The organism is Amycolatopsis tucumanensis (genome assembly GCF_021654135.1).
Lineage (GTDB): Bacteria > Actinomycetota > Actinomycetes > Mycobacteriales > Pseudonocardiaceae > Amycolatopsis_E > Amycolatopsis_E tucumanensis.
This window is the reverse complement of sequence record NZ_JAKGSD010000008.1, coordinates 156,822-170,525: the sequence shown is the minus strand read 5'-3', so window position 1 is coordinate 170,525 and position 13,704 is coordinate 156,822. Positions and strand designations below refer to the sequence as shown.

The 13,704-nt window shown below is 71.4% G+C and carries 13 protein-coding genes and 1 tRNA gene; 11 read left to right on the top strand and 3 right to left on the bottom strand.

The window, feature by feature from the left end:
- Positions 1-46: 46 nt before the first annotated feature.
- Positions 47-712 (top strand): hypothetical protein, encoded by a 666-nt coding sequence (locus L2C96_RS11565; protein WP_020419398.1) that lies wholly within the window; start codon positions 47-49, stop codon positions 710-712.
- 293 nt (positions 713-1,005) lie between these two features.
- Here the strand turns inward: L2C96_RS11565 and L2C96_RS11560 are convergent, their stop codons facing one another.
- Complete coding sequence (locus L2C96_RS11560) at positions 1,006-1,410, bottom strand: tetratricopeptide repeat protein (RefSeq protein WP_020419397.1); 405 nt, start codon at positions 1,408-1,410, stop codon at positions 1,006-1,008.
- An 84-nt stretch (positions 1,411-1,494) separates the two neighbouring features.
- On the opposite strand from L2C96_RS11560, the gene L2C96_RS11555 reads away from it, so the two are divergent.
- The 7 genes from L2C96_RS11555 to L2C96_RS11525 all read left to right on the top strand — a co-directional run bounded on the left by L2C96_RS11555 (position 1,495) and on the right by L2C96_RS11525 (position 9,264).
- Positions 1,495-1,947: a VOC family protein gene (locus tag L2C96_RS11555; protein ID WP_020419396.1), complete on the top strand. Its 453-nt coding sequence runs from the start codon at positions 1,495-1,497 to the stop codon at positions 1,945-1,947.
- Between the two features lie 78 nt (positions 1,948-2,025).
- The gene (gene eno / locus L2C96_RS11550; RefSeq protein ID WP_020419395.1) at positions 2,026-3,312 is read left to right on the top strand and encodes a phosphopyruvate hydratase; all 1,287 of its coding nucleotides are present in this window, start codon (positions 2,026-2,028) and stop codon (positions 3,310-3,312) included.
- A gap of 33 nt (positions 3,313-3,345) precedes the next feature.
- The gene (locus L2C96_RS11545; protein ID WP_020419394.1) at positions 3,346-3,864 is read left to right on the top strand and encodes an FtsB family cell division protein; all 519 of its coding nucleotides are present in this window, start codon (positions 3,346-3,348) and stop codon (positions 3,862-3,864) included.
- A 27-nt stretch (positions 3,865-3,891) separates the two neighbouring features.
- Complete coding sequence (locus L2C96_RS11540; RefSeq protein WP_020419393.1) at positions 3,892-4,398, top strand: DUF501 domain-containing protein; 507 nt, start codon at positions 3,892-3,894, stop codon at positions 4,396-4,398.
- 932 nt (positions 4,399-5,330) lie between these two features.
- Positions 5,331-6,482: a lytic transglycosylase domain-containing protein gene (locus L2C96_RS11535; RefSeq protein WP_237336131.1), complete on the top strand. Its 1,152-nt coding sequence runs from the start codon at positions 5,331-5,333 to the stop codon at positions 6,480-6,482.
- Between the two features lie 9 nt (positions 6,483-6,491).
- Entirely contained in the window at positions 6,492-7,445 is a 954-nt protein-coding gene (locus tag L2C96_RS11530) for a Ppx/GppA phosphatase family protein (protein ID WP_237336130.1), read from the top strand.
- 97 nt (positions 7,446-7,542) lie between these two features.
- Positions 7,543-9,264, top strand: a complete 1,722-nt coding sequence (locus tag L2C96_RS11525; RefSeq protein WP_425550240.1) for a S8 family serine peptidase — start codon at positions 7,543-7,545, stop codon at positions 9,262-9,264.
- 46 nt (positions 9,265-9,310) lie between these two features.
- Here the strand turns inward: L2C96_RS11525 and L2C96_RS11520 are convergent, their stop codons facing one another.
- Both L2C96_RS11520 and L2C96_RS11515 read right to left on the bottom strand, forming a co-directional pair.
- Positions 9,311-9,520, bottom strand: a complete 210-nt coding sequence (locus L2C96_RS11520; RefSeq protein ID WP_237336128.1) for a hypothetical protein — start codon at positions 9,518-9,520, stop codon at positions 9,311-9,313.
- Positions 9,521-9,733: 213 nt separating this feature from the next.
- Complete coding sequence (locus tag L2C96_RS11515) at positions 9,734-11,206, bottom strand: S10 family peptidase (RefSeq protein ID WP_020419387.1); 1,473 nt, start codon at positions 11,204-11,206, stop codon at positions 9,734-9,736.
- Here L2C96_RS11515 and L2C96_RS11510 point away from each other — a divergent pair.
- The 3 genes from L2C96_RS11510 to L2C96_RS11500 all read left to right on the top strand — a co-directional run bounded on the left by L2C96_RS11510 (position 11,205) and on the right by L2C96_RS11500 (position 13,471).
- Entirely contained in the window at positions 11,205-11,945 is a 741-nt protein-coding gene (locus L2C96_RS11510) for a uracil-DNA glycosylase (protein ID WP_020419386.1), read from the top strand. The genes L2C96_RS11515 and L2C96_RS11510 overlap by 2 nt on opposite strands.
- Before the next feature lie 84 nt (positions 11,946-12,029).
- The gene (locus L2C96_RS11505) at positions 12,030-13,355 is read left to right on the top strand and encodes an NAD(P)/FAD-dependent oxidoreductase (protein ID WP_020419385.1); all 1,326 of its coding nucleotides are present in this window, start codon (positions 12,030-12,032) and stop codon (positions 13,353-13,355) included.
- A gap of 42 nt (positions 13,356-13,397) precedes the next feature.
- Positions 13,398-13,471: transfer RNA gene (locus tag L2C96_RS11500), tRNA-Leu, on the top strand.
- Positions 13,472-13,704 lie beyond the last annotated feature (233 nt).

Below are 13,704 nucleotides of genomic sequence, written 5' to 3'. Positions count from 1 at the left end.
GAAGTTGTGTGATCCGCCCGGCAAGGCGACTGGATAACCTGTCCGGGTGGCAGAACCCACTCAGCCGGGGGACGCCCGGATCCGGCGGTTTTCGCTCCGCGTCCTCATCGGGGCCGCGGTGGCCGGGACCGGGCTGGTGCTCATCCTGACCATCGGCGTGACCCGGCCCGGCGGGGACCCGCAGCCGGTCCAGCCCGCGGTGGCCGCGCGGACGTCGGAGCCGCCGGTGGGTGCGACGGCGCCGCCCCTCGCCCGGCTCGCCCCGGAGGACCGCCCGCGGGAGTCGGACCTGAGGGCGCTGGACACGTGGTCGAACGAGGTCGCCGCGGCGACGAAGCTGCCGGCGCGCCTGCTGGCCGGTTACGGCCGGGCGGAGATGTGGATGCGCGCGGAGTGGTCCGGATGCCACCTGTCGTGGGCGACGCTCGCCGCGATCGGCCAGGCGGAGGCGGTCGGCACCGGCCCGCTCCCGGTGCCGGACGAGATCTGGAAGCAGTGGTCGGCCCGCGCGTCGGGCGACGGAAAGCAGCCGGACCCGAAGGACGTCGACGACGCGGCGCTGACGGTGGCGAGGTCCCTGTGCTCGACGGGCGCCGACCTGGCCACCCCGCAGGGCTGGTGGGCCGCGATCACCGGCAGCCCCACCCTGGCCGCCGAGGCGCAGCTGATCTTCGACACCGCCACCACACTCGCCAAGGCAGCACCGCGCTAGCGGCGCGCAGTGCACACAACCCGAGCTGGGTGGTCATCCCGTCGCCTGAAACCGCAACGATCACTTTGAGCCAGGCCCGCAACCCAGGCCGCCAGCGCGCAGCCGACAACGCAACCTTGCGGGCCTGGCTCAAAGTGATACACCCAACCGGAAGGCGACGGGATGACCACCCAGCGACCACCCACCCGAGGCGAGGGGCGCGCCCTCGGCCATCCCGGAGCCTGCCCGTCCGGCGAGGACATCCCTTGATCTTTAGAGCCGCACCGACCCCGGCGACGCGCCCAGCCGGAAGATCAACCCTCCTGAAGACGAACCCGCGCATTCACCTCGGACAACGCGTCCTGGTACTCCGGCACCGGGTTCATCGCCCAGGCCATGCGCAGCTGTCCCAGAGCTTCGACCAGCCGTCCCAACCTCTGGAGCGTGCGTCCCAGCACGAAGCGGGCGTAGTGATCGGACGGGTCGAGCTCGAGGACCCGCGTCAGCGCCTGCTCGGCGCGGTTGAGCTGGGCGGAGTGGAAGTAGGCGCGCCCGGCCAGCAGCTGGACGCTCGGCTTGTCCGGTTCGCTTTCCAGCACCGGCTGCAGCGCCTTCAGCGCGTCCAGTGGACGCCGCTTCTCGACGAGATCCTCCGCCTCGCGAAACGCGTGCAGCGGGTGGCGGCCTGCTGTTCCCCGCGGGGTCTCTGAGTCTTCCATCTTCTGATCGACGTTACCCCCGGAAAGCGCGTTTCGGCAGGGGCGATCAGGGTGGCTCGGGGCGGCATGATGCACTAACCGGTCATGAGCGAAGAACCGCGGTATCTCGGACTCTCGCCCTACCTGTACTACACCGATGCCACGGAGGCGCTCGACTGGCTGGTGCGCGTCTTCGGCTTCACCGAGAAGGTCCGCTACGTGGACGCGTCCGGCCAGGTCTTCCAGGCCGTGGTCGCCGCGGGTGACGCCGAGATCGTGCTCGCCGGGGTCGGCGCCGACTACTGGGAGGCGAAGGGCGTCGACCGCCCGGTCGGGCAGCTCAACGTCGTGTACGTGCCCGACGCCGACGCGCAGCACGAGTACGTCTGCGCGGCGCTCGGGGAGGGCTGCGACGTGCCGCCGCCGCAGGACCAGCCGTACGGGGCGCGGGTGTTCACGGTGCTGGATTGCGGGGGCAACAGCTGGACGTTCTGGCAGCAGATTTCGGACACCGCCGATCTGCCCTCCGGGTGGCAGGAGGTCAGGGCCGGCGAGTGACGCGTGCCTCCACCGGGTGAACGGCGATGGCGGCTACGCTGGTCGCGTCTTCGCTGGACAAACCGATGAGGAGCAGTTGTGGCGGTCATTGAGCAGGTAGGCGCGCGCGAGATCCTGGATTCGCGTGGCAACCCGACCGTTGAGGTGGAGGTGGCTCTCGACGACGGCACGCTGGCGCGGGCCGCTGTCCCGTCGGGCGCGTCCACCGGCGAACACGAGGCCGTCGAGCTGCGCGACGGTGACCCCAAGCGCTACAACGGCAAGGGTGTCGAGCGCGCGGTCGCCGCGGTGCTCGACGAGATCGGCCCCGAGCTGGCCGGTGTGGACGCCGTCGACCAGCGGATCGTGGACCAGAAGCTGGTCGACCTGGACGGCACCCCGGACAAGTCGCGGCTGGGCGCGAACGCGCTGCTGGGTGTTTCGCTCGCCGTCGCGAAGGCCGCCGCGGAGTCGGCCGAGCTGGAGCTGTTCCGCTACCTGGGCGGCCCGAACGCGCACGTGCTGCCGGTGCCGATGATGAACATCCTCAACGGTGGCGCGCACGCCGACACCGACGTGGACATCCAGGAGTTCATGATCGCCCCGATCGGCGCGGAGTCCTTCCGCGAGGCGCTGCGCTGGGGCACCGAGGTGTACCACTCGCTCAAGTCGGTGCTGAAGGGCCGCGGCCTGGCCACCGGTCTCGGCGACGAGGGCGGGTTCGCGCCGAGCCTGTCCAGCAACCGCGAGGCGCTGGACCTGATCACCACGGCCATCGAGAAGGCCGGGTACGCCCCGGGCCGGGACATCGCGCTGGCGCTGGACGTCGCCGCCACCGAGTTCTTCTCCGCGGGCTCCTACACGTTCGAGGGCAGCAAGCGGACGGCCGAGCAGCTGGGCGCCTACTACCAGGAGCTGGTGGACGCCTACCCGCTCGTGTCGATCGAGGACCCGCTGTCCGAGGACGACTGGGACGGCTGGGTCGCGCTGACCCAGCAGATCGGCGACCGCGTCCAGCTGGTCGGCGACGACCTGTTCGTCACCAACCCGGACCGCCTCGAGGACGGCATCAACCGCGGCGCCGCGAACGCGCTGCTGGTGAAGGTGAACCAGATCGGCACGCTGTCGGAGACGCTCGACGCGATCGCGCTGGCCACGTCCAGCGGCTACAAGTCGATGATGAGCCACCGCTCCGGCGAGACCGAGGACACCACGATCGCCGACCTCGCGGTCGCGACCGGGGTGGGCCAGATCAAGACCGGCGCCCCGGCGCGCAGCGAGCGCGTCGCGAAGTACAACCAGCTGCTGCGCATCGAGGAGACCCTCGGCGACGCCGCCCGGTACGCCGGCGAGCTGGCGTTCCCGCGGTTCTCGGCGGAGAGCTGACCGGCGTAGATGACGCAACGCGGATCCCAGCGCGTGAGGCGCCCCCGGCGCACGGAGGGCTCGTCGGCCCGCCGTGCGGAGGGGGCGCCCGCGCGCCGTCCGCAGCTCGCCCGGCGGGTGGCCGCCGGGAAGGCGCGCCTGCGCCGGAGCCAGGGCAAGCCCGGCGCCGGCGCGGCGCGGGTGCTGGGGATGTCTACCACGCGGCGGGCCGCCGTGCTCGCGATCGTGGTGTGCGCGCTGGCCTTCACGGTCGCCGTGCCGCTGCGCACGTACCTCGCGCAGCGCGCCGAGGTGGCCGAGCAGGAGCAGCGGCAGGCGCAGCTGCAGCACGACGTGCAGCTGCTGGAGCAGCGCAAGGCCGCGGTGTCGGACCCGGCGCAGGTCGAGGCGGAGGCGCGGCGGCGGCTGCGGTACGTCATGCCGGGGGAGACGCCCTACATCGTGCAGTTGCCCGGTGAGGGCGCGGTTCCGCCTGCCGGGCAGGCGCCGGACCCGGTGGCTTCCGGGGATGCCGCCTGGTATCAGCAGCTGTGGAGCACCGTCGGCGGCTGACTGCGCGATGGCTGCGACAATGGGTCCGTGAGCAAGACGGACCTGCCCTCGTTCGAACCGGTCACCGAGGCTGACCGGATCATCATCTCCGAGCAGCTCGGCCGGCCCGCGCGTGCGTTGCGGGCGGTGGCCGCGCGCTGCCCGAGCGGGCACCCGTCCGTCGTGCAGACCAACCCGCGGCTGGAGAACGGCACCCCGTTCCCGACGCTGTACTACCTGACCTGCCCGCGGCTGACGTCGCTGGTGGGCAGGCTGGAGGCGTCCGGGATCATGAAGGAGATGACCGACCGGCTCGCGGAGGACGCCGAGCTCGCCGCGGCGTACCAGCGGGCCCACGAGTCGTACCTCGCCCAGCGGGACGCGCTGGAGCCGCTCGGGCACGAGGTCACGGCGGGCGGCATGCCGGGGCGGGTCAAGTGCCTGCACGTGCACCTCGCGCACAGCCTGGCGATGGGCCCGGGGATCAACCCGTTCGGCGACGAGACGCTGGAGCTGCTCAAGGCGGACTGGCCCAGCGGCGACTGCGCGAAGTAGCTTCTGGGCGCTGGGCGCTGGGCGCTGGGCGCTGGGCGCTGGGCGCGACTGAGCCGCCGAGAGCGCGGTGCCTAGCAGGGCGCTGGGGGTGCTGCGCCCCGCTTGACGCTGAGCCCACCGACGCTGGCCGCTCTGGCTGCCCGCGGTCGGTGCTGGGTACCCCGCGACTGAGCTACCGGGAGCGCGGTGCCCCGCAGGGCTCTGCCGGTGCTGCGCCCGGCTGGACGCTGAGCCCACCAGCGTTGGCCGCCCTGCTTGCCGGCGGTGGTTGCTGGGTGCGCCCGCGACCGAGTGGCCGGGAGCGTGGTGTCTCGCGGGGCGCTGCGCCCCTGCTGGATGCTGAGCCCGCTGGCGCTACGCCCGCTGGGCGTCGAGTCCGCCAGCGTGACGCTGATGGGCGTCGAGCCCGCTGGCGCTACGCCCCGCCGGGCGTCGAGTCTGTCGGCGGTACGCCCCCGCTGGATGTCGAGCCCGCCAGCGTGACGCCCCGCCGGGTGTCGAGACCGTCGGCGCTACGCCCCGCTAGGCGTCGAGCCCGCCGACGCTACGCCCGCCGCCGAGTCCACCGGCACTCGCCGCTCTGCTTGCCGGCGCTGGGCGCTGCCGGCTGAGCACGCCTCCGTTGAACGGTCCTTTCAACCGGCGCCACCCCACCACTGCACCGTTCGGCCGCAAGCAATCCGCCAATTCGCCGCACAACCCAACCACGCGAAACCCCACGACATTCCCACTCGCCCACCCACCGATGGCCACTTGGTGCCACAAAAACCCGCACCCGCCGCACAAAAACCCCTACCAACGTCGGAACTTCCGGCTAACACTTCTGGCCGGTTCCGACGATCACCTTCTCGGTAACACGGACTTCACATCCCGCGGTTCAGCATCGGATGTGTCGCCGCTCGGGGAGGGATGAGGATGTGCGCCGGACTCGTGTGAGGGCTGCCCGCCGCAAGGCGCGAAGAATCGGCCTGGCCCACAAGACCACGCTCGCCGCGATGGGCGGCGTGCTCGCCGTCATCCCGGCCGGCCTGGCCGGCGGCGCCACCGAGACCTGGACGGCCACCACCCCGGTCGACCAGAACCGCGCGATCGGCCCGATCCAGGGCGCGCCGCCGGAGATCCTGCGCGTCAGCGTCAACGGTGAGCTGCCGAAACCGCCGGAACCGGTCCCGGCGGAGGAACTGCCCACCGGCCCCCTCGGCATTCCCGGCACCGCCCTCAAGGCCTACCGCAACGCCGCCGACGTCATGACCCTCGAGCGCCCGGAGTGCCACATCGACTGGGCGTTGATCGCGAGCATCGGCCGCATCGAGTCCAACCACGCGCGCGGCGGGTACGTCGACGCGAACGGCACCACCCGCGAGCCCATCCTCGGCCCGCAGCTCAACGGCGTCGGCCCGGTGGCCGCGATCCCGGACAGCGACGGCGGCCGCTGGGACCGCGACACGGTGTGGGACCGCGCCGTCGGCCCCACCCAGTTCATCCCGACCACCTGGAACTTCTACGGCGCCGACGGCAACCACGACGGCGTCGCCGACCCGAACAACATCTACGACGCCACCCTGGCCACCGCGCGCTACCTGTGCTCCGGCGGTCTGGACCTCGCCGACCCGGCCCAGCTGCGCGCCGCCATCTACCGCTACAACAACTCCGACGCCTACGTCGAAACGGTGATCCGCTGGGCCGAGGCCTACCGCAGCGGTGTCGCCCTGCTGCCGGACAGCGACGTGCCGGTCGGCGCGCCGTCCGCGACAGCCGTCCCGACCCCGCCCCCGGTCACCCCGCCGCCGACGATCCTCGCCGCGCCACCGCCGAGCACCCTGCCGTCGCCGTCCGGGCGCACCGACCTGGGCACCACCACCACGACCACGGGCCGCACCACGACGACGACCACCACCACGACCACGACGACCACGACGACCCCGCCCCCGGAAACCACGCCGACCTGCGAAAGCACCACGCCGCCGAGCCCGACGACGACCACCACGGCGCCGCCCACGTCGGAGACGCTGCCGCCGTGCGCGCCACCCGAGACGGGCGCGGAGACCTCGACCACGGGTTCGACGACCGGGCCGACCCCGTAGGGTGGGCGCATGCCCCGTGTTGCCGCGATCGACTGTGGAACGAACTCCATCCGTCTGCTGGTGGCCGAGCTGACCGAGCGTCACGACGGCACCTTCGACCTGCGTGACCTGCATCGGGAGATGCGGATCGTGCGGCTCGGGCAGGGCGTGGACGCGACCGGACGGCTGGCGCCCGAGGCGCTGGAGCGCACGCGCGCCGCGCTGAAGGACTACACCATCGCCGCGCGGCGCAAGGGCGTGGAGAAGGTCCGCATGGTCGCCACCTCGGCGACGCGCGACGCGAGCAACCGCGACGAGTTCTTCGCGATGACGCGCGAGGTCCTCGGCGTGGAGGCCGAGGTGATCTCCGGCGACGAGGAGGCCCGCCTGTCGTTCATGGGCGCGGTCGGCGAGCAGGACCCGGACGACGGGCCGTTCCTGGTGGTCGACGTCGGCGGCGGCTCGACCGAGCTGGTCCTCGGCGAGTGGGACGGCAAGCGCGCCACGGTCACCGCGGCGAAGTCGGTCGACATCGGCTGCGTGCGGATCACCGAGCGCGGGCTGAAATCGGACCCGCCGACGTCCAACGAGATCGTGGCCGCGCGCGAGTTCGCCACCGGCGTGCTCGCCGAGGCGTTCGACGTCGTGGACGTGTCGAAGGCCCGCACCTGGATCGGCGTCGCGGGCACGGTGACCACGCTGTCCGCGGTGGCCCAGGACCTGCCCGAGTACGACTCGGAGCGGACGCACCTGTCGCGCCTGACCCCGGCCGACATCACGCGCGTGTCGGGGCACCTGCTGGAGGCCGACCACGACGCGCGCGCCGCGAACCCGGTGATCCACCCCGGCCGGGTCGACGTCATCGGCGGCGGCGGGCTGATCGTGCAGATCCTCGCCGAGGAGATCGGGCGCCGCGGCGGGCCGGCCGAACTGGTGGTCAGCGAGCACGACATCCTCGACGGGATCGCGCTCTCGCTCGCCTGAGCGGTGCGGCTCCCGCACCCGACGAAGGTAGGGTTTTCGTACCGGATCGGGCGATCCGGAAGGTAGGTTCCTCCTCACCCTGATGAGGAGGAGTTCCTTGAGACGAACCAGGTTGCTCATCGCGGCGCTCGCGGTCCCGCTGATCGGCGGGGCCGTCGTTCTTCCCAGCGCGAGCGCACAACCCGCCGCGCTGTCCGGGCCCGCCACGGAGTTCACCGTGCTGGCCTCCGGCGAACAGAGCGTCGCCGCCGCCGAGCAGGCCATCCGCGAGGCCGGCGGAACCGTGGTGCGGACCAACACGGCGGTCGGCCTGATCACGGCCACCGCCCCGGCGAACGGCTTCGTGCAACGCGTGTCGGCCGACGACGCGGTCTACGGCGCGGCGAAGGCGACGGCCATCGGCCAGGCCCCCACCGGCAAGGTCGCGCCGAAGCGGTCCGACGTGGAGAAGGAAGGCCGCCAGGCGCCCAAGAGCAGCGGTGCGACGACCGGCGCCACCGGCACCGACCCGCTGGACGACCAGCTGTGGGGCCTCAAGTCGGTGCGCTCGGACATGTCGCGCACCGTGCAGCCGGGTGACAAGCGCGTCAAGGTGGGTGTGATCGACACCGGTGTGGACGGCACGCACCCCGACATCGCCCCCAACTTCGACCGCGGCGCGTCCCGCAACTTCACCCGCGACATCCCGACCGACCCGACCGGCGCGGTCGTGGACGGGCCGTGCGAGTTCCGCGGCTGTGTTGACCCCGCCGACCACGACGACAACGGGCACGGCACCCACGTCGCAGGCACGATCGCCGCGGCCGCGGACGGGTTCGGCATCTCCGGGGTCGCCCCGAACGTGACGCTGGTGAACCTGCGCGCGGGCCAGGACTCCGGGTTCTTCTTCCTCCAGCCGGTCGTCGACGCGATCACCTACGCCGGTGACGCGGGCGTCGACGTCGTCAACATGAGCTTCTACGTCGACCCGTGGCTCTACAACTGCGCCTCGAACCCGGCGGACTCGGCCGAGCAGCAGCTGGAGCAGCGCACCGTCACCGAGGCCATGACGCGGGCGATGAACTACGCCTACCGCAAGGGCGTCACCGAGGTCGCAGCGCTGGGCAACCAGCACACCGACCTTGGCGCGCCGCAGCCGGACACGACGAGCCCGGACTACCCGGCGTCGTCGGCCCACCCGCGCACGATCGACAACGCGACCTGCCTGTCGCTGCCGGTCGAGGGCCCGCACACCATCGGGGTCTCCGCGTTCGGCCCGTCCGGTGCGAAGGCGGACTACTCGAACTACGGCCTGGAGCAGATCTCGGTGTCCGCGCCGGGCGGATTCTTCCGCGACGGGTTCGGCACGGACTGGTACCGCACCAACGAGAACATGATCCTGTCCGCGTACCCGCGCAACGTCGGTGTCGCCGAAGGCACGATCGACGCGGACGGCAACGTGACCCCCGACGGTGCGGCCGCGGGCGTGCAGAAGGCGGTCACGAAGGACGGCCGGGCGGCGTACTACCAGTTCCTGCAGGGCACGTCGATGGCCGCCCCGCACGCGAGCGGCGTGGCGGCGCTGATCGTGTCCGAGTACGGCCGGGCGGGCCGCGGCGGGATCACGATGAGCCCGGACACGGTGCAGCGGATCATCGAGGGCACGGCGGCGCCGATCGCGTGCCCGGTCCCCGCGACGGTCGACTACCTGGACGAGGGTCGCGATGACTCGTTCACCGCGACCTGCCAGGGCAGCCCGTCGTTCAACGGTTTCTACGGCCACGGAGCGGTGGACGCCTACGCCGCGGTGACCAGGGGAGCCGCATACCTGCGCGGCTGAGGTGGTGGCGGAAGGGCCGCTCCCGCGCGTGCGGGGGCGGCCCTTCTCACGCTGAGCGGATGTGCGTGTACTGCCACCAGCCGAGGGCGGCGCCGACAGCGAGACCGGCTATGGGAGCCGCAGCCGTGGAGATGCTCACCCAGCCGACGGCGACGGCCAGCACCGCCGCGAGCAGCGCGATCGTCGCCAGAGCCGAGCCGACGCGCAGGCGGCGGCGCATCGAGGCGAGCACCGCCGGGTCCGGCTCCTCCGCCACGGCGGCCGGATTCCCCGCCTGCCGGGAACCAACTGCTCCGAGTGGAGCAAATCGCCACCGTGGTGGCGTTTGTCGAACAGCCGCAGCCGGGGTCCCGCTCTTCCCCGGAACCCCGCGAGTCCCACGCTCCTGCGCGTGAGTTCCACGTTCCCGTGCGCGAGTCCCACCGTCCGGCCGTGCCGCCCCACACACCGAGCGGGGCGGCATGCGCCGTCAGCGGTTGCTGCTCGACCGCACGAACTCGGCCAGGTCCTTCGACTGCTGGACCCGTGACGGCTCGTGCACGTACATCATGTGCCCGGCCGGGTAGTAGGCCGATTCGATGTTGCCGCGCAGGTTCTCCGGGATCTGCAGGTGCGCCAGCACGTGCTCGGCGGCGTAGTAGGGCGTCGCGCCGTCGTAGTAGCCCAGGGCCACGTGCACCTTCAGGTGCGGGTTCGCCCGCATCGCCGCGCTCAGCGCCTCCACCGCCGACACCGCGCGGCCCTCGAACTCCGAGTACGACCAGTTCCGCACCACGTCCATCGACAGGACCTCGTACGGCAGGTCGTTCTCGTAGCCCAGCTCGGACCGGACGTAGTGGTTGAAACCGGCCGAATACGCCCCGATGATCCGCGACACCGACGCGTCGTCGCTCATCAGTTCGCGTCCGCCGTCCGGCTCCCACGTCGTGAAGCGGCCGTCCATCCGGCCCGTGGTCAGCCCGCGCTCCCGCAGCAGCTCGGTGAAGAACCGCACGTGCTCGATCCGCAGGTTGACCCGGTCCACATAGGACTCGTCGAGCCCGGTCAGCGACGCCAGCTTCCGCACCGCCGCGGCCTTCTCCTCCGGCGTCAGCCGCGAACCGCGCGACAGCGCCCACGGCAGCTCGCGCGCGGCGAAGTCCTCGGCCTCGGCCAGCACGTCCGCCAGCTTCCGCTTGCCGTGCTTGCCGTGGTAGTGCGCGATCGCCGCGTACGTCGGCACGAACAGCGGGTACGGCTGGTCGTTGCCCTCGGTGAACCGGATCGTGCCGAAGTCCAGCACGCTCGAGATGAGCATCAGGCCGTTGAGGTAGAACCCGTGCCGCTCCTGCAGGTGCCCGGCCAGCGCCGCCGCCCGCAGCGTGCCGTAGGACTCGCCGGCCAGGTACTTCGGCGACAGCCACCGGCCGTTGCGTGACGTCCACAGCCGGATGATCTCCGCCACCGACTCCACATCGGCGGTGAACCCGTGGTAGTCCTTGACGCTTTCGCCCTTCTTCGGCCGCGAGTAGCCGGTGGACACCGGGTCGATGAACACCAGGTCGCTGTGCGCCAGCAGGGTTTCCGGGTTGTCCAGCACGCGGTACGGCGGCGGCTCGGGCGAGTCGACGTCGCCGGACACCACCCGCCGCGGCCCCAGCACGCCCATGTGCAGCCACACGCTCGCCGAGCCGGGGCCGCCGTTGAAGGCGAACGTCACCGGCCGCGAACCCGGCTCCGCGCCGTCGAGCGTGTAGGAGGTGAGGAACACCTCGGCCTTGGCGGTGTGGCCGTCGAACTTGCCGTCGGTGTGCACTTCCTTGCGCAGCACGACTCGTCCGGTTTGCGCGGTGTACGCGAGTTTGCGCCGCTTGACGGTGAGCGTGTGCTGCGTGGTGACGAGGTCGTCGCTCGGTTCGGGCGCGGCCTCGGTCTTCGTCTCCTCTTCGGGGGTTTCCGGCATGATCGCCAACCTAGCGGAGCACACTGACGATGTGACCCGACGAAAGCCCCGCACCCTCGCCGAACTGGACACGGCGGTCAGCGAGTGCCGCCGCTGCCCGCGTCTCGTCGAGTGGCGCGAGGAGGTCGCCGCGACCAAGCGGGCCGCCTTCGCCGACTGGACGTACTGGGGCCGCCCGGTGCCCGGGTTCGGGCCCGCGGACGCGTCGCTGGCCATCGTCGGGCTCGCCCCGGCCGCGCACGGGGCCAACCGCACCGGCCGCATGTTCACCGGCGACCGCTCGGGCGACTTCCTCTACCGGACGCTTTACGACATCGGGCTGGCGTCGCAGCCGACGTCCACCCACATCGGCGACGGCCTGGAGCTGCGGGGTGTCCGCATCACCGCGCCGGTCAAGTGCGCGCCGCCTGCCAACAAGCCGCTGCCCTCGGAGCGGGACAACTGCCGCCCGTGGCTGGTGCGGGAGTTCGAGCTGTTACTTCCGACACTCCGCGCGGTGGTCGTGCTCGGCGCGTTCGGCTGGCAGGCGCTGCTGCCGGTGCTGGCGCAGACCTGGACGGTGCCGAAACCGGCGCCGAAGTTCGGCCACGGCGCTCACTTCGTCCTGTCCGGGACCCCCGATCTTCACCTTTTTGGGTCATTTCACGTCTCGCAGCAGAACACTTTCACCGGACGCCTCACCCCGGCCATGCTGCGCGACGTGCTGAGCCGTGCGGCGGGCGTGGCCGGGCTCCTCTGAATCGTTTCGCGCAGGTCCGCGACCCTGGTCACAGGTGGGGAGGGTCTACGAGCGCCCAGCCGGTGGGAGTGGGAAGATGTGCCTATGGCCGCAGCGAAGTCGGAACCGACTCGGATCCTCATTCTGGGTGGCGGTTACGTCGGGCTCTACACCGCGTTGGGACTCCAGAAGAAGCTCCGCGCCAACGAAGCCTCCGTGACGATCGTCGACCCTCAGCCGCACATGACCTATCAGCCGTTCCTGCCGGAAGCGGCGGCTGGGGCCATCGAACCGCGCCACGTCGTGGTGCCGCTGCGGCGCGTGCTCAAGCGTTGCCACGTCCTGACGGCGCGGGTCAACAAGATCGAGCACGAGCGCAAGACCGTCACGGTGGAGGCCGCCGACGGGCACATCGAGCAGCTGAACTACGACGTGCTCGTGGTCGCGCTCGGCGCCGTGCCGCGGCTGCTGCCGATCCCCGGTCTGGCCGAAGAGGGCATCGGCATCAAGACCATCGGTGAGGCCATCTACCTGCGCAACCACGTGCTGACCAAGCTCGACGAGGCGGCCAGCACGCTGGACCCCGAGCTGCGCAAGCGCCTGCTCACCTTCACCGTCGTCGGCGGCGGGTTCGCGGGTATCGAGGCGCTGGCCGAGCTCGAGGACATGACCCGGTTCGCGACGCGGTACTACGAGAACATCCAGCCGGAGGACATCCGCTGGGTGCTCGTCGAGGCCGCGGGCCGGATCCTGCCCGAGGTCCGCGAGACGCTCGGCGTGTGGACGGTCGAGCAGCTGGAGAAGCGCGGCATCGAGGTCTACCTGTCGACCGCGGCGAAGTCGTTCGAGAACGGCCGGGTGGTCCTCTCGGACGGCACCGAGTTCGACAGCGACACGATCATCTGGACCGCCGGTGTGAAGGCCAACCCGGTGCTGGCCAACTCGGACCTGCCGATCGACAAGCGCGGCCGGGTCGAGGCGACCGCCGCGCTGCAGGTCGTCGGCCACCCGGACGTCTGGACCGCGGGCGACAACGCCGCGGTGCCGGACCTGTCGCGCACCGAGAGCGACCCGACGGCCACCTGCCCGCCGAACGCGCAGCACGCGGTCCGGCAGGCGCGGCACCTGGCGAAGAACATCATCAAGACGCTGCGCGGCGGCCAGCCGGTGGACTACTTCCACAAGAACCTGGGCGCGGTGGCCGGCCTCGGCCTGCACAAGGGCGTCGCGGACGCGCTGAACCTGAAGATCAAGGGCTTCCCGGCCTGGCTCTTCCACCGCGGCTACCACCTCAAGGCGATGCCCACGTTCAACCGCAAGGTGCGCATCCTGCTGGACTGGATGCTGGGCGGCCTGTTCCGGCGTGAGGTCGTGTCGCTGGGGCAGATCAACAACCCGAAGGAAGAGTTCACGCGGGCTTCGAAGTCCTGACCTGCGCTGGGGCTGCGGGGGCCGTTCGCCTAGGCTGACGGTGCCCCCGTAGCCCAACCGGCAGAGGCAGTCGACTTAAAATCGATTCAGTGCGGGTTCGAACCCCGTCGGGGGCACTGGATCGCAGGTCAGGGCGTTGGGGCTGAGGATCGTGAGATCAGCAGCTCCAGCCGGCTGAGCGCGTGATGAGTGGGCTCCAACGCTGGAGGCCCACGTTCGAGAAGATCGGGGGCTGTCGACCTGCACCTCGATCGAAGCACCGCACGAATCCGCGAGATCGAAACCACCCAAGGCGCGCAAGCGTTCGCGGAAAGCGCGGGCGTCCCGGGGAGGCAACTGCGCGGCGGCG

Bases quoted from the DNA above. Each gene is read 5' to 3' on its own strand.
- L2C96_RS11560 (WP_020419397.1), bottom strand. From the start codon at position 1,410: ATGGAAGACTCAGAGACCCCGCGGGGAACAGCAGGCCGCCACCCGCTG.
- L2C96_RS11555 (WP_020419396.1), top strand. From the start codon at position 1,495: ATGAGCGAAGAACCGCGGTATCTCGGACTCTCGCCCTACCTGTACTAC.
- L2C96_RS11530 (WP_237336130.1), top strand. From the start codon at position 6,492: ATGCCCCGTGTTGCCGCGATCGACTGTGGAACGAACTCCATCCGTCTG.
- L2C96_RS11510 (WP_020419386.1), top strand. From the start codon at position 11,205: ATGATCGCCAACCTAGCGGAGCACACTGACGATGTGACCCGACGAAAG.
- L2C96_RS11515 (WP_020419387.1), bottom strand. From the start codon at position 11,206: ATGCCGGAAACCCCCGAAGAGGAGACGAAGACCGAGGCCGCGCCCGAA.
- L2C96_RS11505 (WP_020419385.1), top strand. From the start codon at position 12,030: ATGGCCGCAGCGAAGTCGGAACCGACTCGGATCCTCATTCTGGGTGGC.